Here is a 19,517-nt window from a genome sequence, read left to right on the forward strand (position 1 = left end):
TCGAAATAATGAACACCTCGCCGACTATTCCGTTTGCGAATCTTTTGTTCGCACTGCTCGGGAAAGCCCTGATGCAGGACCGTTAAAAAACATTTGACGCCGTTTTTGGCTCGTATATGCTGGCTCTCAGGTCAGCGTCATTTTGTTTTCACAGGCAGCAAAAAGCGTTATTGCAACGCAAAAATTGATGCCCATCAATGTAAATGACGCATAACCGGCGCCTTGATTATTTTAAACGCCCAGCGCGTTGAAAAGATCGGGTGTTCAATACTTTCAACAACCCAGTCGAGTGTAATCGTGAGAGTCCGTGGCCCTCTGGTGAGGTGGGATCGTAGCGTGGCGCGAAGTTCGCGCAGCGCGGCATCCCCTTCCGATGGCAGTTGCGGCTGGCATAGTCCTCGCCTGCAGCATCTGTCGATCTACACCATCCTGTCTCGTCGTTCCGTTCGGCGCCACAACGCCGTATCCGCACGCGCATTCGTCGCCGTCGATACCGACGAAGTGGCGTCGCTGCTGCCGTAGCGCCTCTCCTTTCTTTACGCCGTTCGTTTCATCCGCTGATTCGCCAACCGCATGGTCCGTGCGGTGACGGAACGCGTTCGCGCATTCGTTGCCGCGTCGCGTGTCGCAATGAAACGAACGACGGCCTGATCGTCGCGCGCAGCGCGGATCGCCACGCCATCCCGTTGCGCCCATTCACCAGCGGCCTTGCGCCTTGCGCCAGGCTGCGGGGCTGTTGCACGCCCGCGTTTCGCGCCGTCCGGCGAGCCGCACGCAACAACCCTCTGGATAGCTGATAGACGTCATGGAAAGGAAACCCCTCGTCGGCATCACCGCCGACCTCACGCAAATCGGCGCACACGCGTCGCACACGGTCGGCGACAAATACGTCGCCGCGATCGTCGACGGCGCGCACGCGTTCGCGATGGTGCTGCCTGCACTCGGCGAGCGCCAGTCGGTCGACGACGTGCTCGCCACGGTCGACGGGCTGCTGTTTACCGGCAGCTATTCGAACGTCGAGCCGCACCGGTACGGCGGCGAACCGAGCGCACCCGGCACGAAGCACGACCCGGCACGCGACGCGACGACGCTGCCGCTGCTGCGCGCGGCGATCGCCGCGGGCGTACCCGTGCTCGCCGTCTGCCGCGGCTTCCAGGAGCTGAACGTCGTCTGCGGTGGCACGCTGCACCAGCGCGTGCATGAAGTGCCGGGCCTCGCCGATCACCGCGAGGACGACGACGCGCCGATGGACACGCAATACGGCCCCGCGCACGTCGTGCGCCTGACGCCCGGCGGCCGGTTGCATGCACTCGCCGGCGGCCGCGACGAAGTGCACGTGAACTCGCTGCACAAGCAGGGCATCGCGCAGCTCGGCTCCGGCCTCGCCGTCGAAGCCGTCGCGCCGGACGGCCTGATCGAGGCCGTCAGCGTCGTCGACGCACCGGCTTTCGCCCTCGCCGTGCAATGGCACCCCGAATGGCGCCATGCGCAGGACCCGCTGTCGAGCGAGATCTTCCGCGCCTTCGGCGATGCCTGCCGCGCCCGCCGCACTGCCCGCACGCGCGCCATGGCCGCCGCCGCGCTCGCCTGAGCGCGCCGCCCCAAACCCACGAGAACAGACATGCAAGACATCGAAGATTTCCTGAAGCAGCACCGGATCACCGAGATCGAAGCGATCATCCCCGACATGGCCGGCATCGCGCGCGGCAAGATCACGCCGCGCAACAAGTTCACGTCCGGCGAATCGATGCGCCTGCCGCAGGCCGTGATGGTGCAGACCGTCACCGGCGAATATCCGGAAGACGGCTCGCTGACCGGCGTGACCGACCCCGACATGGTGTGCGTGCCCGACACGTCGACGATCCGCCTGATCCCGTGGGCCGTCGACCCGACCGCGCAGGTGATCCACGACTGCGTGCACTTCGACGGCTCGCCGGTCGAGATCTCGCCGCGCTACGTGCTGCGCCGCGTGCTCGACCTGTACAAGGCGAAGGGCTGGAAACCCGTCGTCGCGCCGGAGCTCGAGTTCTATCTCGTCGACATGAACAAGGACCCGGACCTGCCGCTGCGTCCGCCGGTCGGCCGCACGGGCCGCCCCGAAACGGGCCGCCAGTCGTATTCGATCGAGGCCGTCAACGAGTTCGATCCGCTGTTCGAGGACATCTACGAGTACTGCGAATCGCAGAACCTCGACATCGACACGCTGATCCACGAAGTCGGCGCCGCGCAGATGGAGATCAACTTCATGCACGGCGACGCGCTGTCGCTGGCCGACCAGGTGTTCCTGTTCAAGCGCACGGTGCGCGAGGCCGCGCTGCGTCACAACATGTACGCGACCTTCATGGCCAAGCCGATGGAGGACGAACCGGGTTCAGCGATGCATGTGCACCAGAGCATCGTCGACGAGGAAACGGGCCAGAACCTGTTCACGTCGCCGGAAACCGGCGGCGCGACGTCGATGTTCTACAACTACCTCGCGGGCCTGCAGAAGTACACGCCGGCGCTGATGCCGATCTTCGCGCCGTACATCAACTCGTACCGCCGCCTGTCGCGCTTCATGGCCGCGCCGATCAACGTGCAGTGGGGCTACGACAACCGCACGGTCGGCTTCCGCATCCCGCACTCGGGCCCGTCGGCACGGCGCATCGAGAACCGCATCCCGGGCGTCGACTGCAACCCGTACCTCGCGCTCGCCGCGACGCTCGCGGCCGGCTATCTCGGCATGACGCAGCGCCTGGAGCCGACCGAGCCGCTCGTCAGCGACGGCTACGACCTGCCGTACCAGTTGCCGCGCAACCTCGAGGAAGGGCTGACGCTGATGGCCGCGTGCGAACCGCTCGGCGAGATCCTCGGCCACAAGTTCCTGAAGGCGTATTTCGCGTTGAAGGAAACCGAATACGAAGCGTTCTTCCGCGTGATCAGCTCGTGGGAACGCCGCCATCTGCTGCTGCACGTCTGAACGTGCGCGCAACCGAATACGGAATCACGGAGGAAACATGACTTACCGCAACGAATCTGCCTGGATCCAGCCGGCCGCGCCGGCCGCCGCGCCGCGCGCGACGCAGGCACGCTCGACCGCCGAATACCGCGCGCTCGACGCCGCGCACCACATCCACCCGTTCTCGGACATGGGCGCGCTGAACCGCGCCGGCAGCCGCGTGATCGTGAAGGCCGACGGCGTCTACCTGTGGGATTCGGACGGCAACAAGGTGATCGACGGGATGGCCGGCCTGTGGTGCGTGAACGTCGGCTACGGCCGCAAGGAACTCGCCGACGCCGCGTATCGCCAGCTGCAGGAACTGCCGTTCTACAACACCTTCTTCAAGACCACGCACCCGCCGGTGATCGAGCTGTCCGCGCTGCTCGCGGAACTGACGCCGGCCGGCTTCAACCACTTCTTCTACTGCAACAGCGGCTCGGAAGGCAACGACACCGTGCTGCGCCTCGTGCACCAGTACTGGCGCGTGCAGGGCAAGCCGCAGAAGAAGTTCGTGATCTCGCGCAAGAACGGCTACCACGGCTCGACCATCGCGGGCGGCACGCTCGGCGGGATGGGCTACATGCACGAGCAGATGCCGTCGAAGGTCGAGCACATCGTGCATATCGACCAGCCGTATTTCTTCGGCGAAGCGCAGCCGGGCGAGACGCCGGAAGCGTTCGGCCTCGCGCGCGCGCAGCAGCTCGAGGCGAAGATCCTCGAACTCGGCGCGGAGAACGTTGCCGCGTTCATCGGCGAGCCGTTCCAGGGCGCGGGCGGCGTGATCTTCCCGCCGTCGACGTACTGGCCGGAAATCCAGCGGATCTGTCGCAAGTACGACATCCTGCTCGTCGCCGACGAGGTGATCGGTGGCTTCGGGCGCACCGGCGAATGGTTCGCGCATCAGCACTTCGGTTTCGAGCCGGACCTGATCACGATGGCCAAGGGCCTCACGTCGGGTTATGTGCCGATGGGGGCGGTCGGCATTCACGAGCGCGTGGCGCGGCCGATCATCGACAACGGCGAATTCAATCACGGCCTCACGTACTCGGGCCATCCGGTCGCGGCGGCCGTCGCGGTCGCGAACCTGAAGCTGCTGCGCGACGAAGGCATCGTCGAGCGCGTGAAGACCGACACGGGCCCGTACTTCCAGGCGCTGATGCGCGAGACCTTCGCGCGTCACCCGATCGTCGGCGAGGTGCATGGTCACGGCCTCGTCGCGAGCCTCCAGCTCGCCGAATCGCCGGCCGATCGCCGCCGCTTCGCGAACGGCGGCGACGTCGGCACGATCTGCCGCGACTTCTGCTTCAACGGCAACCTGATCATGCGCGCGACCGGCGACCGGATGCTGCTGTCGCCGCCGCTCGTGATCACGCGCCAGGAAATCGATGAACTCGTGTCGAAGGCGAAGAAAGCCGTCGATGCAACCGCCCAGCAACTGGGTATTTCGTAACGGCTTTGCCTACAGGCGTGCGGCGGGCGCCGCACGCCGCCATAACCAGGGGAATTCCACCATGCGTGCCAGCTTTCTTCGCCAAGCCTGTTCTGTTGCCGCCCTTGCCGCCGCGGCCGCGTTCACGTCGGTCGCCAGCCCGACGGCGCGTGCCGACGAGCTGAATGTCTACAACTGGTCCGACTACATCGCACCGGACACGATCCCGAACTTCCAGAAGCAGACGGGCATCCACGTCAAGTACGACAACTACGACAGCGACGACACGCTTCAGGCGAAGCTGCTGGCCGGCAGCTCGGGCTACGACATCGTCGTGCCGACGTCGAACTACATGGCCAAGCAGATCCAGGCCGGCGTGTACCAGAAGCTCGACAAGTCGAAGATTCCGAACCTCGCGAACCTCGACCCGCTGCTGATGAAGATGATTGCCGACGCCGATCCGGGCAACCAGTACGGCGTGCCCTGGGCCTACGGCACGGACGGCATCGGCTACAACGCGCAGGCGGTGAAGAAGGCGCTCGGCGACAAGGCGCCGGTCGACAGCTGGGCGCTGGTGTTCGACCCGGCCAACATGGAAAAGCTGAAGAGCTGCGGCGTGTCGTTCCTCGACCAGGCCGTCGACGTGTTCGCCGCCACGCTGCAATACATGGGCAAGAACCCGAACAGCACGAACCCCGGCGACTACCAGGCCGCATTCGAAGTCCTGAAGAAAGTCCGCCCGTACATCACCCAGTTCAACTCGTCCGGCTACATCAACGACCTCGCGAACAACGACGTGTGCGTCGTGCTCGGCTGGTCGGGCGACGTCGGCATCGCGCACCGCCGTTCGGCGGAAGCGAAGCGTTCGTACGACATCAAGTTCTCGAACCCGAAGGAAGGCGGCCTGCTGTGGTTCGACGTGATGGTGATCCCGAAGGATGCGCCGCACCCCGAGGCCGCACTGAAGTGGATCAACTACGTGTCCGATCCGAAGGTCAACGCGGCGATCACCAACACGGTGTTCTACCCGACCGCGAACAAGGCGGCGCACCAGTTCGTCACGCCGGCCGTCGCGCAGGATCCGACCGTCTACCCGCCGGAAGACGTGCTGAAGAAGATGGTGCTGATGAAGCCGATGCCGGCCGACATCCTGCGCCTCGAGAACCGTCTGTGGGCCCAGCTGAAGACGGGCCACTGATCGTCATGCATTACGGCGGCGCAGGCATCGCATCACGCCTGCCCGCCTGAGATTCGCGGACCTCCGTCCGCCCGCGCGCGCCGCGCGCACTGTTCCATCCGGCACGAGCCGTTGTCCGCGAGTCGCGTTGCGCGCCTCGTGCGGGGACGCTCACGCCTGCAATCCGTGAAGAACGAATGGTGACTCCCATGCAATCGATACCCTCTTCCGCTGCTGCACGACAGACCCAACCGGCCGCCGCGGCCCGTCCGCAAAACGACGCGTTCGTACGCATCGAAAACGTCGTGAAGAAGTTCGGCGACAGCACGGCCGTCGACAACGTGAACCTGACGATCGCGAAGAACGAATTGTTCGCACTGCTCGGCAGCTCGGGCTGCGGCAAGTCGACGCTGCTGCGCATGCTCGCCGGGCTGGAAACGGCGACCTCCGGCAAGATCTTCGTCGACGGCGAGGACCTCGCGTCGCTGCCGCCGTACCGCCGCCCGGTCAACATGATGTTCCAGTCGTACGCGCTGTTCCCGCACATGACGGTCGAATCGAACGTCGCGTTCGGCCTGAAGCAGGAAGGCACGCCGAAAAACGAGATCAAGGAGCGCGTGGCCGATGCGCTCGCGCTCGTGCAGATGGGCAAGTACGCGCAGCGCAAGCCGCACCAGCTCTCCGGCGGCCAGCAGCAGCGCGTCGCGCTGGCCCGCTCGCTGGTCAAGCGCCCGAAGCTGCTGCTGCTCGACGAGCCGATGTCCGCGCTCGACAAGAAGATCCGCCAGAAGACCCAGCTCGAACTCGTGAACATCATCGAGAAGGTCGACGTGACCTGCGTGATGGTCACGCACGACCAGGAAGAGGCGATGACGATGGCCAGCCGCCTCGCGGTGATGAGCGAAGGCAAGATCGTGCAGATCGGCGCGCCGGGCGAGGTGTACGAGTTCCCGAACAGCCGCTTCTCGGCCGAATTCATCGGCTCGACCAACCTGTTCGAGGGCCGCGTCGTCGAGGACGAACCCGATCACATCTTCGTCGAGAGCGACGACCTCGAGGCGCGCATGTACGTGAGCCACGGCGTCACGGGCCCGCTCGGCATGCCGGTCGGCATCTCGGTGCGCCCGGAGCGCATCCACGTGTCGCGCGAGAAGCCGGGCTCGAAGCACAACTGGGCGCGCGGCGTCGTGACCGACATCGCGTACATGGGCAGCTACTCGCTGTACCACGTGCGCTTGCCGAGCGGCAAGACGGTCGTGTCGAACCTGTCGAGCTCGCACCTGATGAACGACAACGCGCCGGCGTGGAACGACGACGTGTTCGTGTCGTGGTCGCCGGCCAGCGGCGTCGTGCTGACGCAATGAGGGCGACGCGATGAGAACCTCTGCTTCCACGCCTTCCACGCCGGTGTCGGCCGGCGCCTCGAGCATGGCCGCCGGCCGCTCGCGCCCGGGCCGCTTCGCCGCGCTGTCGCGCTTCCTGCCGTCGGGCCGCAGCGTCGCGATCGGCGTGCCGTTCCTGTGGCTCGCGGTGTTCTTCGCGCTGCCGTTCGTGCTGGTGCTGAAGATCAGCTTCGCCGACCAGGTGATGGGCATTCCGCCGTACACGTCGCTCGTCGAAATCAAGGACGGCGTCGTGCACTTCGCGCTGCAGCTGTCGCACTACGCGTTCCTGCTGCAGGACGACCTGTATATCGCGACCTACCTCAGCTCGCTGAAGATGGCCGCCGTGTCGACGGTGCTGTGCCTGCTGATCGGGTACCCGATGGCGTACTACATCGCGCGCTCGGAGCCGAACCGCCGCAACGTGCTGATGATGGCCGTGATGCTGCCGTTCTGGACGTCGTTCCTGATCCGCGTGTACGCGTGGATCGGGATCCTGAAGGACGACGGCCTCCTGAACCACACGCTGATCGCGCTCGGCATCATCCACACGCCGCTGCGGCTGTACCACAGCGACGCGGGCGTCTACATCGGGATGGTCTATTCGTACCTGCCGTTCATGGTGATGCCGCTGTACGCGCACCTCGTGAAGATGGACCTGACGCTGCTCGAAGCCGCATACGACCTGGGCGCGAAGCCGTGGGTCGCGTTCACGCGGATCACGCTGCCGCTGTCGAAGAACGGGATCATCGCCGGCAGCCTGCTGGTGTTCATCCCGGCGGTGGGCGAGTACGTGATTCCGGAGCTGCTCGGCGGCGCCGACACGCTGATGATCGGCCGCGTGATGTGGGATGAATTCTTCAACAACATGGACTGGCCGATGGCGTCCGCGGTGACGGTCGCGATGGTGCTGCTGTTGCTGGTGCCGATGGCGCTGTTCCAGTACTACCAGGTCAAGGAACTGGAGGAAGCGAAATGATCAAGCCGAGCAAACCGCTGTCGACGGGCGTCCTCGCCTTCGGCTTCCTGTTCCTGTACATCCCGATCATCAGCCTGATCGTGTACTCGTTCAACGAGTCGAAGCTGGTGACGGTGTGGTCGGGCTTCTCGCTGAAGTGGTACGCGGCGCTGCTGGAGGACGACGAGCTGCTGACGGCCGCGTGGCTGTCGCTGAAGATCGGCCTCCTGACGGCGACCGCGTCGGTCGTGATCGGCACGTGGGCGGGCTTCGTGCTCGCGCGCTTCGGCCGCTTCAAGGGCTTCACGCTGTACACGGGGATGATCAACGCGCCGCTGGTGATTCCGGAAGTGATCCAGGGCATCTCGCTGCTGCTGCTGTTCGTGGCGCTGGAGCAGATGTTCGGCTGGCCGAAGGGCCGCGGGATGCTGACGATCTGGATCGGTCACGTGATGCTGTGCGTGTCGTACGTGGCGATCATCGTGCAGTCGCGCGTGAAGGAGATGAACAAGTCGCTGGAAGAAGCGGCGCTCGATCTCGGGGCAACGCCGCTGAAGGTGTTCTTCGTGGTGACGCTGCCGCTGATCTCGCAGGCGCTGCTGTCGGGCTGGCTGCTGTCGTTCACGCTGTCGATCGACGACCTGGTGCTGTCGGCGTTCCTGTCCGGGCCGGGCTCGACGACGCTGCCGCTGGTGGTGTTCTCGCGCGTGCGGCTGGGGCTGAACCCGGAGATGAATGCGCTGGCGACGCTGTTCATCACGGCCGTGACGATCGGCGTGATCGTCGTGAACCGGATGATGATCGCCCGCGAGCGGCGCCGCATGGCCGACCTGAAGGCGGCGTTCGCGGCGGCATGACGGCCCACCCGCTTCGAGGATAACAAGCACGGCAGACAAGCAAGACGCGCTGCCCCAGGGGGGGCGCGCGATTCGATCCCGATTTGACAGGCGCACGACAAGGAGAATCCGCAATGAAGAAGAAACTGATCTGCCTGCTGGTGGCCGGCGCGTTGCCGGGCATCGCGCTGGCCGGTTCCACATCCGCCGAGATCAAGGCGCTGCAGGCGCAGGTCGCGGCACTGCAGAAACAGATGAAGGCGATGCAGGCGCAGCTCGCCGCGAAGCCGGGCGGCACGGCGGTCGCGACTGCCGGCGCGGGTGCAGGCGCCGGCACGGGCGGCGGCGGCAAGGTCGTCGCGGTGGCCGCCGATCCGGGCTCGCCGGATTACGGCAAGGCACAGGCCACGCTGACCAACGACGAGGTCAGCGAAATGAAGCAGCAGATCGCGAACCAGCAGCTGAAGGTCGATTCGCTGACCGACGCGGCCAACACGGGCCCGCTGGCCGGCCTGTCGGTCACGGGCTACATCGACCCGACCTACATCTACAACCGCGCGGCCGGCACGTCGTCGTTCCTGTTCGCGAACCACGAGAACGCGTACAACTACTTCAACAGCACGTTCGGCGATCTCTACCTCGACATCAAGAAGACGTTCGGCGTCGGCCCGATGGCGCCGTCGGCCGAGATCACGCTGATGCCGAACCGCGGCAACGGCATCACGCTGCTGCAGAACTCGCGCGGCTCGATCACCGACAACCTGCTGAACACGGCGGTCGTCAACGTGCCGATCACCGCCACGACGACACTGGTCGCCGGCCTGATCCCGAGCTTCGGCGGCTACGAGGTGCAGCAGTCGAACCAGATGCTCACGCTCACGCACAACCTGCTGTACGATTTCTCCGATCCGGGCAGCTACGTCGGTGTCGGCGCGAACTACACGAAGGGCAACTGGGCGTGGAAGTTCTTCCTCGGCAACGAGCAGTACCGCACGTACGGTTCGGTCACGCAGACGGGCACCAATGCGCTCGGCGATCCGATCACCACCAGCAACAAGGTGCCGACCTTCACCGCGCGCGCGGACTACACGTGGTCGAGCGCGCTCGATATCGGCGGTTCGTTCAACATCGGGCGGCAGACGCTGTCGAGCGCGATCGATGACAACGGCGTCGTCCACTACGGCCCGGGCGGGGCGGCACCGAGCGCATACGGTTCGTTCTTCTTCGGCGAACTCGACGCGACCTACACGCTCGCCGATATTCAGTACAACGCGGAAGTCGACTACGGCCGGCAGCAGCACGCGGCGTTCAACGGCGGGCTCGCGCAGTGGTACGGCCTGTCGCTGCTCGCGCACCGCAAGTTCAACGCGCCGGTGGTCGGCCGCATGGGCGTGACGCTGCGCTACGACCTGCTCGCCAACTCGAAGAACGGCGGCGGCGGCGGCGGCATCGCGCTGAACGGCAACGGGATGGATCCGAGCAACGGCTTCGGCGTCGACGCGGACTGCCTCGCGCAGTCGAAGGCCGGCGGCGGCCTCGGCTTCGAGTGCAAGGGGGCGGTACGCCAGGACGTCGCGCTCGACCTGCTGTTCTATCCGACCCAGCAGATCACCGTGAAGGTCGAATACCGGCACGACTGGGCGAACAACAAGGTGTTCCTGCGCAACGACGGTTCGTACGGCAAGTCCAACGACCTGCTCGCCACGCAGTTCATCTATTCGTTCTGACGCACCACACGCGGGACGCCGTGCCGCGCGCACGGCGTCCCGTGCCGTTTTCAGGGGTGGCTGCGCGCAGCTTGCCGCCTTTTCGAAGGAGACGTTTTGATGACGCAGTCTTTCACCCGCCGCGCGGATGCGCTCGCGCGCGACTCGTACTACGAAGCAACGGTCGCACGCCCGGTGGCGGACGATCCGGTGCTCGAGGACGCGATCGACGTCGACGTGTGCGTGATCGGCGCCGGCTTCGCGGGCCTGTCGACGGCGCTCGATTGCCGCGCGCGCGGGCTGTCCGTCGCCGTGATCGATGCGCACCGGCCCGGCTGGGGCGCGTCGGGCCGCAACGGCGGCCAGGCGATCACGGGCTTCGCGAAGGACGAGGTGATCGAGCGGCAGCTCGGCGCCGACGGCGCGCGTGCCGCGTGGTCGCTGTCGCTCGACGGCGTCGCGCTGATCGCCGAACGGATCGCGCGCTACGGGATCGACTGCGACTTCACGCGCGGCTACCTGACGGTCGCGACGAAACCCCGCCGCATCGACGACCTGCGCGCGTGGATGGAAGCCGCGACGTCGCGATGGGGCCATCCGTCGCTCGCATGGCTCGATACCGGCGAGATCCGCGCACGCATCGCATCGACACGCTACCTGGCCGGCGTGCACGATCCGCTGTCGGGCCACCTGCATCCGCTCAAGTACTGCCTCGGCCTCGCCGACGCGGCGCGCCGCGAAGGCATCGCGCTGCATGCGCACACGCCGGCGCTCGACATCGTGCGCGGTGCGCGGCCCGTCGTGCGCACGCCGTCGGGCGAGGTGCGCTGCCGCTTCGTCGTGGCGTGCTGCAACGCGGGGCCCGGCGGCATTCTCCCGGCCGCGACCGCCGCCCGCATCGCGCCGATCGCGTCGTACATCATCGCGACCGAGCCGCTCGGGCAGACGCGCGCCGACGCGCTGATCGCCCGCCGCGAAGCCGTGTGCGACAACAACTTCTTCCTCGACTACTTCCGGCTGTCGGCCGACCACCGGATGCTGTTCGGCGGCCGCGCGAACTCGGCCGGCGCCTCGCCCGCCGCGCTCGCCGAAGCGATCCGGCAGCGCATGGTCGGCGTGTTCCCGCAGCTCGGCGACGTACGCGTCGACCACGCGTGGGGCGGCTTCGTCGACGTCACGCGCAACCGCGCGCCGGACTTCGGCGCACTCGATCCGAACTTCTTCTACGTCCAGGGCTTCAGCGGCCACGGCGTCGCGCTCACCGGCATCGCCGGACGCGCGATCGCTGGCGCGATCGCGGGCGACACGCACGCGTTCGACCTGTTCGCACGCTTGCGTCACCGGCGCTTTCCCGGGGGCGACGCATGGCGGCAACCCGCGCTCGAACTCGGGATGCTGTACCACCGCGTGCGCGAGCTGTTCTGAACTCCTTTTCTCCGTACTCCCGATCATGCAGACCTTCGCCAACCAGCCGCACGTCGCGTCGTACTACGCGGCAACCGCCAACGATACGACCCGCCACCCGCCGCTCGCCGGCACGATCGACGCCGACGTGTGCGTGATCGGCGCGGGCCTCACGGGCCTCTCCGCCGCGCTCAACCTCGCCGAGCGCGGCCATTCGGTGGCCGTGCTCGAAGCGTCGCGGGTCGGATGGGCGGCGAGCGGCCGCAACGGCGGCCAGCTGATCGGCGGCTTTGCGTGCGACATCGACACGTTCGGCCAGTTCATGCCGGAAAGCGACGTGAAGCGCATCTGGGACATGGGGCTCGAAACGCTGTCGCTCGTGAAGTCGCGTATCGCGCAGCACGACATCGACTGCGCGCTGGTGCCCGGCTACCTGACCGCCGCGAACACCGAGCGCGACGCCGATTCGCTCAAGCGCTGGCGCGACGACGCCGCGAAGCGCTTCGGCTACGACCGCTTCCACTTCGTCGAAGCCGACGAACTCGGCGACTACGTGCAGTCGGCCCGCTATTGCGGCGGGCTGTACGACCCCGACAGCGGCCACCTGCATCCGCTCAACTACACGCTCGGCCTCGCGCGGGCGGCGACCGGCGCGGGCGTGCGCATCCACGAGGACAGTTGCGTGACGCGCGTGCGCGACGTAGCGGGCGGCCACGTCGTCGAGACGCGCGGCGGCAACGTGCGCGCGCGCTTCGTCGTGCTCGCGTGCAACACCTACGTCGGCACGCTCGCGCCCGCGCTGGCGAGGAAGATCATGCCGGTCGGCACCTACGTGATCGCGACCGAGCCGCTCGGCGAAGCGCGCGCCGCCGCGCTGATGCCCGCCCGCGCGGCGATCTGCGACAGCCGCTTCGTGCTCGACTATTTCCGGCCGGCGCCCGACACGCGGCTCGTGTGGGGCGGCAAGGTCAGCTATTCGACGCGGGAACCGCGCGACCTGGCCGCGGCGATGCGTGCGGACATGCTGAAGACGTTCCCGCAGCTCGCGGACGTGAAGGTCGACTACGCGTGGGGCGGCTTCGTCGACATCACGATGAACCGCGCGCCGCACTTCGGCCGCATCGCGCCGACGATGTACTTCGCGCAGGGGTTTTCGGGGCACGGCGTCAACACGACCGCGCTCGCGGGCAAGCTGATCGCCGAAGCGATCGACGGACAGGCGAGCCGCTTCGACCTGTTCGACAAGATCCGGCATCGCGACTTCCCCGGCGGCGAAGCGCTGCGCACGCCGGCGCTGGTGCTCGCGATGAGCTGGTACCGGCTGCTCGACGCGTTCGGCGTGCATTGAGCGGCATGCGCGCCCGCGACGAACGGCTGCGCGCGGACGCCGCCGGTGCCCACGCGCCGGTATAAATGCGCGCCGGGCCCGCTACTCGGCCACCTTCTGCCGCATCGTCACGAATTCCTCCGCCGCGGTCGGGTGAATGCCGATCGTGTCGTCGAACTGCGCCTTCGTCGCGCCCGCGCGAATCGCGATCGCGATGCCCTGGATGATCTCGCCCGCGTCGCGGCCGACCATGTGCGCGCCGACCACGCGCTGGCTGTCGCGCGCGACGACGAGCTTCATCATCGTGCGCTCGTCGCGCCCCGACAGCGTATGGCGCAGCGCCTTGAACGACGTGCGGTAGACGTCGACCTCGCCGTGCGCGTGACGCGCATCGGCCTCGGTCAGACCGACCGTCGCGACCTCGGGCTGACTGAAGACGGCCGACGGCACGCAGGCATGATCGGCCGCGACGCGCGACCCGCCGAACAGCGTGCGCGCGAGCAGCCCGCCGTCGCGCGTCGCGACCGGCGTGAGCTGCGGCCGCGACGTGACGTCGCCGATCGCGTGGATCGACGGCACCGATGTCGCCGAATACGCATCGACGGCGATCGCGCCGCGCGCGTCGAGCATCACGCCCGCCTGCTCGAGCCCGAGCCCGTCGACGTTCGGCACGCGGCCGGTCGCATAGAGCACCTGGTCGTACGGCCCGTGCCATGCATCGCCGACGCGCACGCTCAACGTGCCGTCGTCCGCGCGCTCGATCGACTCGACCACCGCGCGCGCGTGGATCGCGACGCCCTGCTTCGTCATCTCGTCGGTCAGGAACTGGCGCACGTCGTCATCGAAGCCGCGCAGGATCTTCTCGCCGCGATAGAACAGGTCGACCTGGCTGCCGAAGCCGTTGAAGATGCCCGCGAACTCGACCGCGATATAGCCGCCGCCGACCACCGCGATGCGCGCGGGCAGCGCCGGGAGCGACAGCGCCTCGCGCGACGTGATCGCGTGCTCGATGCCGGGACGCGGCGGCAACGACGGACGCGAGCCGGTCGCGATCGCGATGTGGCGCGCGCGGAGCGTGCGGCCGCCGATCGCGACGGTATGCGCATCGACGAGCGTCGCGCGCCCCGCGTGCATGTCGACCCCCGACTGCGTCAGCAGGTTGATGTAGATGCCGCTGAGCCGGTTGATCTCGCGATCCTTCGCGGCGATCAGCGCGGGCCAGTCGAGCGTGCCGGCGCCGAAGGTCCAGCCGAAGCCCTTCGCGTCCTCGACTTCCTGCGGATAGTGCGATGCGTAGACGAGCAGCTTCTTCGGGATGCAGCCGCGCAGCACGCAGGTGCCGCCGATCTGCTCTTCTTCCGCTATGCCGACGCGTGCGCCGTATGACGCGGACATCCGCGCGAGCCTCACGCCGCCGGAGCCGGCGCCGATGACGAACAGGTCGTAGTCGAAATCCATCGCATTGCCTCATCGCAGTTCGGATGAACGGACGATAGCAAGATTCGGGGATGCGTGCGGCGCGCGGCGCCGGGCGCGCGCCCAATAAAAAACGGCGAGAGACGTGGCCTCTCGCCGATCAAACCGGCTGCCGGGTGTGCCATGCGTCACCGATCGACCGCATGCCCGACCCGCCGGCCGCGCGGCACCGGTCCGCCCGGGCGCGCGAAGGGCGCGCCCGCGGCCGGACCGGCCGCCATGCTCATGCCTGCGACGTGTCGCTGCCGTCCGTCGCCTGCGTGTCGTCTGCCTGCTGCGGCTGCTCTTCCTTCTTCTCGAGCATGCCTTCGATCGCTTCGGCGCCCTTGAAGCCGGCCACGGCCGCGGCCGCCTTGGTCAGCAGGCCCGCATCCGGATCGAGCTTCTCCGCGCCTTCCACGGCTGCGATTGCGCCGGCGATTTCACCCACGGTGTTCAGGATACCCATCGTCGTCCCCTTCAAGAAAATCGTGAGCGCACCGTCCCACGAAAAAAACCGGCGGACCGCGATTGTCATCGCCGGATACACAAGTTACGCACCTGGCCGGCCGCGCTCGACGCGCGCCACCGGAACGACGCACGCGCGGGCCTGACGGCACGCAACGGGCGATGCACGCAGCGTAGCGGAAAGCCTGCGCGCGTACTGTAAAAGTATGTTCTGGAATGCCGACGGATCGCTTACGGCGCGGGAGTTCGGCAATGGAGCGATTACCGAATAGTCGTGCGCGCGTATGAAGGTCGCGGATCGAAAAAAAAGAGGCGCCTCGCGGCGCCTCTTCGATGCGCGCCGGGCGAATGCCGGCGCATGCGTTCCGACGTTCGTCAGAAGATATTGCGCAGGCCGATCGCGATGCCCGTCTGGTTGCTGCGCCCCGGCAGCTCGACGTTCGCCGCGCCGTTCGTCTTGTTGAAGTCGACGGTGCCGTAGACTTCGGTGCGCTTGCTCAGCGCGTACTCGGCGATGCCGACGATCGCATAGCGGTTGCCGCTCGCGAGCGTGCCGTTCGTGGTCATCGCGTTGCGCATGTGGTCGTAGTAGAACGCGCCCGTCAGCGTCAGCGGTGCGCTGACCTGCCAGCTCACGCCCGCGAACGGACCGTCGTCGATCCGGCCCGTGCCCTTCGCGACCGGAATCGTCTGCTGCGCGAGCAGGCTGTCGACGAAGCCGGTGTCGTCCTTCGAACGCAGGTAGCCCGCGTAGATCTTCGCCTTGCTGAACGCATACACGATGTTCGCGTGGTAGATCGTCTGCTTGCGTGCCGAGTTGTCGCTGTTCTGCTGCGCGCCGGCCGCGATGCTGAGCGGCCCCATCACGTACGACAGCGACACGCCCCACGCATTGCCCTTGCCGAGCGAGCCCGGAATCTGGCCCGAGAAGCCGCCGGCGCCGGTCGATTCGTAGTTGGTGCCCGTCGAGTACATCGCCTTCGCGGTCAGGCCGTCGAACTTGCCGGTGTACTTGATCTGGTTGTCCGCATACAGGCCGCCGCCGAGTGCCACCGGCAGCCATGCGTTTTCGAGGTAGTTGCCGACCGTGAGCGGATCGTAGGTGTCCGACAGCAGGTCGAACAGCGGCGTCTTCTGGCGGCCGAGGGTCACCGTGCCGTACGGGCTCTGCAGGCCGACGTACGCTGCGCGGTTGAACAGGCGGCCGCTGTCGGCGAATGCGCCGTTCTGCAGGTTCACGCCGCTTTCGAGGTTGAACACGGCCTTCAGGCCGCCGCCGAGGTCTTCCGTGCCGTAGATGCCGAAGCGGCTGTTCGTGATCGCGCCGTTGGTCATCGACAGCAGGCCGTCGTTCTTGGCGTTGGCGTTGGTCAGGTAACGGATGCTGGCGTCGGCGACGCCCCAGAGCGTGACCGAGCTTTGCGCGGCCGCGTACTGGCTGGCAAATGCGAGCGCGGCGCCCCCTGCGATGGCTGCGAGTCGGGTGGTCTGCTTCATGAGCTTTCCTGTTTGTTGGAGTCTCCATTCATGGCCGGCCGCGTGCGCAGCCGGGTGGCGATCGCTCGCGTTTTTGGCGCGCGCGATGTGGCCTGAATCATATGACGAGTGCAATCGCTGAAAGAAATTGAAATGCGCGGTAATCGCGGAACTGTCGCCCGCGCACAACGTTACGGGCGTGATGCTTGTCCGGCGGGCGGCGAGCGTCGCGCGGCGGCAACCGGCCGCGAGTTTACGGTGCGTCGGGTTTGTTAGGATCGCGTGACAGGCGCCCCGGAACGGATCGGCGCACGCAAGCGTGCGCCGTGTACGGGGTCACGCCGCCGCCGGCCCGCCGTCGGCCGTATGCCGGCGCCACGCGCGCCGCACGATTTCCGCGAACGCGCCGACGAGCAGCAGCACCGCGCCCCACAGCGCGAGGTCCGGCATGAGCCGCGTCACGAGGCCGCCGGCCACCGCGCCGGCCAGGAAGCAGAAGCTGATCGTCGCGAGCAGCGCCGAGTCGTGCAGCGCGCCCGCGTCGTAGCGCGGGATCAGCCCGACGAACAGCTTCTGCGCGGCGCGCCGCAGGTTGCCGGTCGTCATCACCGACGTGTACGACAGTTCCTCGAGATGGGTGAACGACAGCGTCTGCAGCGTCGCGACGAACGAGATGCCCGGAATCAGCCACGCGCTCGACGCGCCGACGAGCCCGCTCGCGGCGATGCCGAGAAACGCGATCTCGACGAGCAGGCTCGTGAACGCCGTGTGCCGCATCCAGCCGCGCTGCGCGGCAAGGCCGAGCAGGTGCGCGACGAACACCGCGATCACGAAGCCGACGAGCGGCGGCACGTGATGCAGCGCGGCGGCCCATTCGCCGGCCGACAGGTTGATGCCGAGCAGCGCGACGTTGCCGGTCATCGTGTTCGCGAACACGTGGCCGTGGCCGACGTACGTGTACGCGTCGAGGTAGCCGCCGGACAGCGTGAGCAATGCGGCGACGGTGAGATTGCGGCTGGCGCCGTCGAGATCCATCGATCCTCCCGTGGTGCGCGCCGCCCGGCCACGCGCGGCGGGCGGTGCGAAATTCAGTCCTGCCGGCCGGCGCGAACGCCGCCGGCGCCGCGCGGCCGGGCCTCGCCCGCGTGCCGCGCGCCAATATGATGCTGGCCGTCGGGGGGCCGATTCCCGGCGCGCATCGTCGCGCGCCGGAGCCTCGCGACCGGGCGGGTTGCGTCGCCGGAAGACCGGCCGAGTATACCGGGCCGACCGGCTCCGATCGCGCCACGACTGCCCCCCCGAGCGCCGCCCCGCGCCGCTTCACCGAGCCTTCGAATGACACTCGCGAAGTTCTTCCTGCGCCATACCGTGATCCCGTTCGCCGCGATCGTGCTGGTGGCCGTCCGGGCGTTCCACCGCGAATCGGGCGAGATCGATGCGCGCCAGTACGCGGCGCGGGTGGCCGCCTATCCGTCGTTCACACCGAAGCTGAAGCACGAGGTGGCCGACGCGTTGCGCGGCGGCAAGGTCGGCAAGGCCGATTACGGCGCGATCATGCGCGACGCGCTCGACGCGGGTTTCGTGGTCGACTGGCCGGCGGTGACGGACGACGTCGGCAGCGCACGCGGCCGGCTGCTCGGCCTCGTGAACGGCGACCTGCCGGCGTCGCGCTAGCCGGCCGGCCGCGGGCCGCTCACTGCCCGATGCCCGTGAGGCCGATCAGCGCGCCGCCGGCGAGCAGCCACAGCGGATGGATGCGCGTGCGCCACGCCAGCACCGCGCACGCGGCCGTGATGCCCCACTGGATCGCCGTGCGGTTCGACGCCTCGGAGATCAGCAGCGCGCTCGCCGCGACGAGCCCGGCCGTGACGGGCATCATCCCCTGCTGCACGTAGCGGCGCCACGGCCGGTCGCGAAAGCGCTCCCACGCATGCAGCGCGAGCACGGTGACGATCGACGACGGCCCGAACTTCGCGAGCGACGCGACCAGCAGCCCCGCCCAGCCGGCCACGTGCCAGCCGACCAGCGACACGATCATCATGTTCGGCCCGGGCGCCGCCTGGGCCAGCGCGAACAGCGCGGTGAACTCGTGCGCGCTCATCCAGTGATGCACGTCGACGACCTGCCGCTGCATCTCCGGCAGGATCGTGTTGCCGCCGCCGAATGCGAGCAGCGACAACTGGCTGAAGATCGTCGCGATGGCGATCAGCGTGTCGTTCATGGCCGGCGCTCCGGTTGCGAGTCGGGCGTGCCCTGCGAATCGTGCGCGCCCCGCGCGGCGGCCGGCGCCGGCTGTGGCGTGCCCGCGTCGCGGCGGCGCGACGCGAGCCACACGCTGACGGGCGTCAGCACGAGCATCGTGGTCAGCAGCGGCAGGCGCACCACCGCGATCGCGACGAACGCCAGCGCCGCGATCGCGGCCGCCGAGCGCGGCGCCCGCAGCAGCGGCTTCGCGACCTTCACGGCCATCGCGACGAGCAGCCCGGCGGCCGCGGCCGCGAGCCCCGCGAACAGGTGCTGCACGTGCGGATCGTTCTGCGTCTTCGCGTACAGCACGCCGAGCGCGACGACGACGAGCGTCGGGCCCGCGATCAGCCCGAGAATGCCGGCGAACGCGCCGGCAACGCCGCGAAAGCGCATGCCGACCGCGACCGACAGGTTGATCACGTTGCCGCCCGGCAGGAACTGGCACAGGCCGAGCAGATCGGTGAATTCGTCGGCGGAGAGCCACTTGCGCTCGTCGACGATGGTGCGCCGCGCGAACGGCAACGCGCCGCCGAACGACATCAGGCCGAGCGACAGGAAACCGGTGAACAGCTCGGCGAGGCCGACGCGGCGGGGCGTCGCGGCGGACGGCGGGGAAACGGATTGCATGGTGCTCCTCACTAAACGGTGAACCGAGGTTACCGCCGTTCGGGA

18 protein-coding genes are annotated in these 19,517 nt (G+C 67.7%); 12 read left to right on the forward strand and 6 right to left on the reverse strand.

Features of this window, described 5'->3' with window-relative positions:
- Positions 1 to 297 precede the first annotated feature (297 nt).
- The 11 genes from WJ12_RS36760 to WJ12_RS15060 all read left to right on the forward strand — a co-directional run bounded on the left by WJ12_RS36760 (position 298) and on the right by WJ12_RS15060 (position 13,220).
- Entirely contained in the window at positions 298 to 522 is a 225-nt protein-coding gene (locus WJ12_RS36760) for a hypothetical protein (RefSeq protein ID WP_072437498.1), read from the forward strand.
- 283 nt (positions 523 to 805) lie between these two features.
- Positions 806 to 1,591, forward strand: coding sequence for a gamma-glutamyl-gamma-aminobutyrate hydrolase family protein (locus WJ12_RS15015; protein WP_059558890.1), 786 nt, complete (start codon positions 806 to 808; stop codon positions 1,589 to 1,591).
- Between the two features lie 30 nt (positions 1,592 to 1,621).
- Positions 1,622 to 2,959, forward strand: a complete 1,338-nt coding sequence (locus WJ12_RS15020; protein WP_034189111.1) for a glutamine synthetase family protein — start codon at positions 1,622 to 1,624, stop codon at positions 2,957 to 2,959.
- 37 nt (positions 2,960 to 2,996) lie between these two features.
- Positions 2,997 to 4,430, forward strand: coding sequence for an aspartate aminotransferase family protein (locus WJ12_RS15025; protein ID WP_069245719.1), 1,434 nt, complete (start codon positions 2,997 to 2,999; stop codon positions 4,428 to 4,430).
- Positions 4,431 to 4,491: 61 nt separating this feature from the next.
- The gene (locus tag WJ12_RS15030; protein ID WP_034190333.1) at positions 4,492 to 5,607 is read left to right on the forward strand and encodes a polyamine ABC transporter substrate-binding protein; all 1,116 of its coding nucleotides are present in this window, start codon (positions 4,492 to 4,494) and stop codon (positions 5,605 to 5,607) included.
- Positions 5,608 to 5,795: 188 nt separating this feature from the next.
- Positions 5,796 to 6,950: an ABC transporter ATP-binding protein gene (locus WJ12_RS15035; RefSeq protein WP_034190332.1), complete on the forward strand. Its 1,155-nt coding sequence runs from the start codon at positions 5,796 to 5,798 to the stop codon at positions 6,948 to 6,950.
- Positions 6,951 to 6,960: 10 nt separating this feature from the next.
- Complete coding sequence (locus WJ12_RS15040; protein ID WP_034190331.1) at positions 6,961 to 7,947, forward strand: ABC transporter permease subunit; 987 nt, start codon at positions 6,961 to 6,963, stop codon at positions 7,945 to 7,947.
- Positions 7,944 to 8,783, forward strand: coding sequence for an ABC transporter permease subunit (locus WJ12_RS15045; protein ID WP_034190330.1), 840 nt, complete (start codon positions 7,944 to 7,946; stop codon positions 8,781 to 8,783). Before WJ12_RS15040 ends, WJ12_RS15045 begins: the two co-directional genes overlap by 4 nt.
- A 113-nt stretch (positions 8,784 to 8,896) precedes the next feature.
- Entirely contained in the window at positions 8,897 to 10,489 is a 1,593-nt protein-coding gene (locus tag WJ12_RS15050) for a DUF3138 family protein (RefSeq protein ID WP_034190329.1), read from the forward strand.
- A gap of 99 nt (positions 10,490 to 10,588) precedes the next feature.
- On the forward strand, positions 10,589 to 11,893 hold the full coding sequence (locus tag WJ12_RS15055) for an NAD(P)/FAD-dependent oxidoreductase (protein WP_049033422.1): 1,305 nt from the start codon (positions 10,589 to 10,591) through the stop codon (positions 11,891 to 11,893).
- Positions 11,894 to 11,918: 25 nt separating this feature from the next.
- A complete protein-coding gene (locus WJ12_RS15060) occupies positions 11,919 to 13,220 on the forward strand; it encodes an NAD(P)/FAD-dependent oxidoreductase (RefSeq protein ID WP_034190327.1) in 1,302 nt (433 codons plus the stop codon).
- Between the two features lie 81 nt (positions 13,221 to 13,301).
- Here the strand turns inward: WJ12_RS15060 and gor are convergent, their stop codons facing one another.
- The 4 genes from gor to WJ12_RS15080 all read right to left on the reverse strand — a co-directional run bounded on the left by gor (position 13,302) and on the right by WJ12_RS15080 (position 17,633).
- Positions 13,302 to 14,657 (reverse strand): glutathione-disulfide reductase, encoded by a 1,356-nt coding sequence (gor, locus tag WJ12_RS15065; protein WP_059561568.1) that lies wholly within the window; start codon positions 14,655 to 14,657, stop codon positions 13,302 to 13,304.
- A gap of 241 nt (positions 14,658 to 14,898) precedes the next feature.
- Positions 14,899 to 15,123 carry a hypothetical protein gene (locus WJ12_RS15070; protein ID WP_027788932.1) on the reverse strand — a complete coding sequence of 75 codons (225 nt, stop codon included), beginning with the start codon at positions 15,121 to 15,123 and terminating at the stop codon, positions 14,899 to 14,901.
- Between the two features lie 374 nt (positions 15,124 to 15,497).
- Entirely contained in the window at positions 15,498 to 16,619 is a 1,122-nt protein-coding gene (locus WJ12_RS15075) for a porin (protein WP_059561566.1), read from the reverse strand.
- A 315-nt stretch (positions 16,620 to 16,934) separates the two neighbouring features.
- Positions 16,935 to 17,633 (reverse strand): YoaK family protein, encoded by a 699-nt coding sequence (locus tag WJ12_RS15080; RefSeq protein WP_059561563.1) that lies wholly within the window; start codon positions 17,631 to 17,633, stop codon positions 16,935 to 16,937.
- A gap of 300 nt (positions 17,634 to 17,933) precedes the next feature.
- On the opposite strand from WJ12_RS15080, the gene WJ12_RS15085 reads away from it, so the two are divergent.
- Positions 17,934 to 18,272, forward strand: a complete 339-nt coding sequence (locus WJ12_RS15085; RefSeq protein WP_059561560.1) for a hypothetical protein — start codon at positions 17,934 to 17,936, stop codon at positions 18,270 to 18,272.
- Between the two features lie 19 nt (positions 18,273 to 18,291).
- On the opposite strand, the gene WJ12_RS15090 is transcribed toward WJ12_RS15085, so the two are convergent.
- Positions 18,292 to 18,819, reverse strand: coding sequence for a chromate transporter (locus WJ12_RS15090; protein ID WP_034190322.1), 528 nt, complete (start codon positions 18,817 to 18,819; stop codon positions 18,292 to 18,294).
- Positions 18,816 to 19,472, reverse strand: a complete 657-nt coding sequence (locus WJ12_RS15095; protein ID WP_049028234.1) for a chromate transporter — start codon at positions 19,470 to 19,472, stop codon at positions 18,816 to 18,818. The genes WJ12_RS15090 and WJ12_RS15095 overlap by 4 nt, the downstream gene beginning before the upstream one ends.
- Positions 19,473 to 19,517: the final 45 nt, after the last annotated feature.

This window comes from Burkholderia seminalis (assembly GCF_001718535.1).
GTDB lineage: Bacteria > Pseudomonadota > Gammaproteobacteria > Burkholderiales > Burkholderiaceae > Burkholderia > Burkholderia seminalis.

Excerpts from the sequence above, each read along its gene's own strand:
- WJ12_RS15015 (WP_059558890.1), top strand. The coding sequence starts at position 806 with ATGGAAAGGAAACCCCTCGTCGGCATCACCGCCGACCTCACGCAAATC.
- WJ12_RS15020 (WP_034189111.1), top strand. The coding sequence starts at position 1,622 with ATGCAAGACATCGAAGATTTCCTGAAGCAGCACCGGATCACCGAGATC.
- WJ12_RS15025 (WP_069245719.1), top strand. The coding sequence starts at position 2,997 with ATGACTTACCGCAACGAATCTGCCTGGATCCAGCCGGCCGCGCCGGCC.
- WJ12_RS15030 (WP_034190333.1), top strand. The coding sequence starts at position 4,492 with ATGCGTGCCAGCTTTCTTCGCCAAGCCTGTTCTGTTGCCGCCCTTGCC.
- WJ12_RS15035 (WP_034190332.1), top strand. The coding sequence starts at position 5,796 with ATGCAATCGATACCCTCTTCCGCTGCTGCACGACAGACCCAACCGGCC.
- WJ12_RS15040 (WP_034190331.1), top strand. The coding sequence starts at position 6,961 with ATGAGAACCTCTGCTTCCACGCCTTCCACGCCGGTGTCGGCCGGCGCC.
- WJ12_RS15045 (WP_034190330.1), top strand. The coding sequence starts at position 7,944 with ATGATCAAGCCGAGCAAACCGCTGTCGACGGGCGTCCTCGCCTTCGGC.
- WJ12_RS15050 (WP_034190329.1), top strand. The coding sequence starts at position 8,897 with ATGAAGAAGAAACTGATCTGCCTGCTGGTGGCCGGCGCGTTGCCGGGC.
- WJ12_RS15055 (WP_049033422.1), top strand. The coding sequence starts at position 10,589 with ATGACGCAGTCTTTCACCCGCCGCGCGGATGCGCTCGCGCGCGACTCG.
- WJ12_RS15060 (WP_034190327.1), top strand. The coding sequence starts at position 11,919 with ATGCAGACCTTCGCCAACCAGCCGCACGTCGCGTCGTACTACGCGGCA.
- gor (WP_059561568.1), bottom strand. The coding sequence starts at position 14,657 with ATGGATTTCGACTACGACCTGTTCGTCATCGGCGCCGGCTCCGGCGGC.
- WJ12_RS15070 (WP_027788932.1), bottom strand. The coding sequence starts at position 15,123 with ATGGGTATCCTGAACACCGTGGGTGAAATCGCCGGCGCAATCGCAGCC.
- WJ12_RS15075 (WP_059561566.1), bottom strand. The coding sequence starts at position 16,619 with ATGAAGCAGACCACCCGACTCGCAGCCATCGCAGGGGGCGCCGCGCTC.
- WJ12_RS15080 (WP_059561563.1), bottom strand. The coding sequence starts at position 17,633 with ATGGATCTCGACGGCGCCAGCCGCAATCTCACCGTCGCCGCATTGCTC.
- WJ12_RS15085 (WP_059561560.1), top strand. The coding sequence starts at position 17,934 with ATGACACTCGCGAAGTTCTTCCTGCGCCATACCGTGATCCCGTTCGCC.
- WJ12_RS15090 (WP_034190322.1), bottom strand. The coding sequence starts at position 18,819 with ATGAACGACACGCTGATCGCCATCGCGACGATCTTCAGCCAGTTGTCG.
- WJ12_RS15095 (WP_049028234.1), bottom strand. The coding sequence starts at position 19,472 with ATGCAATCCGTTTCCCCGCCGTCCGCCGCGACGCCCCGCCGCGTCGGC.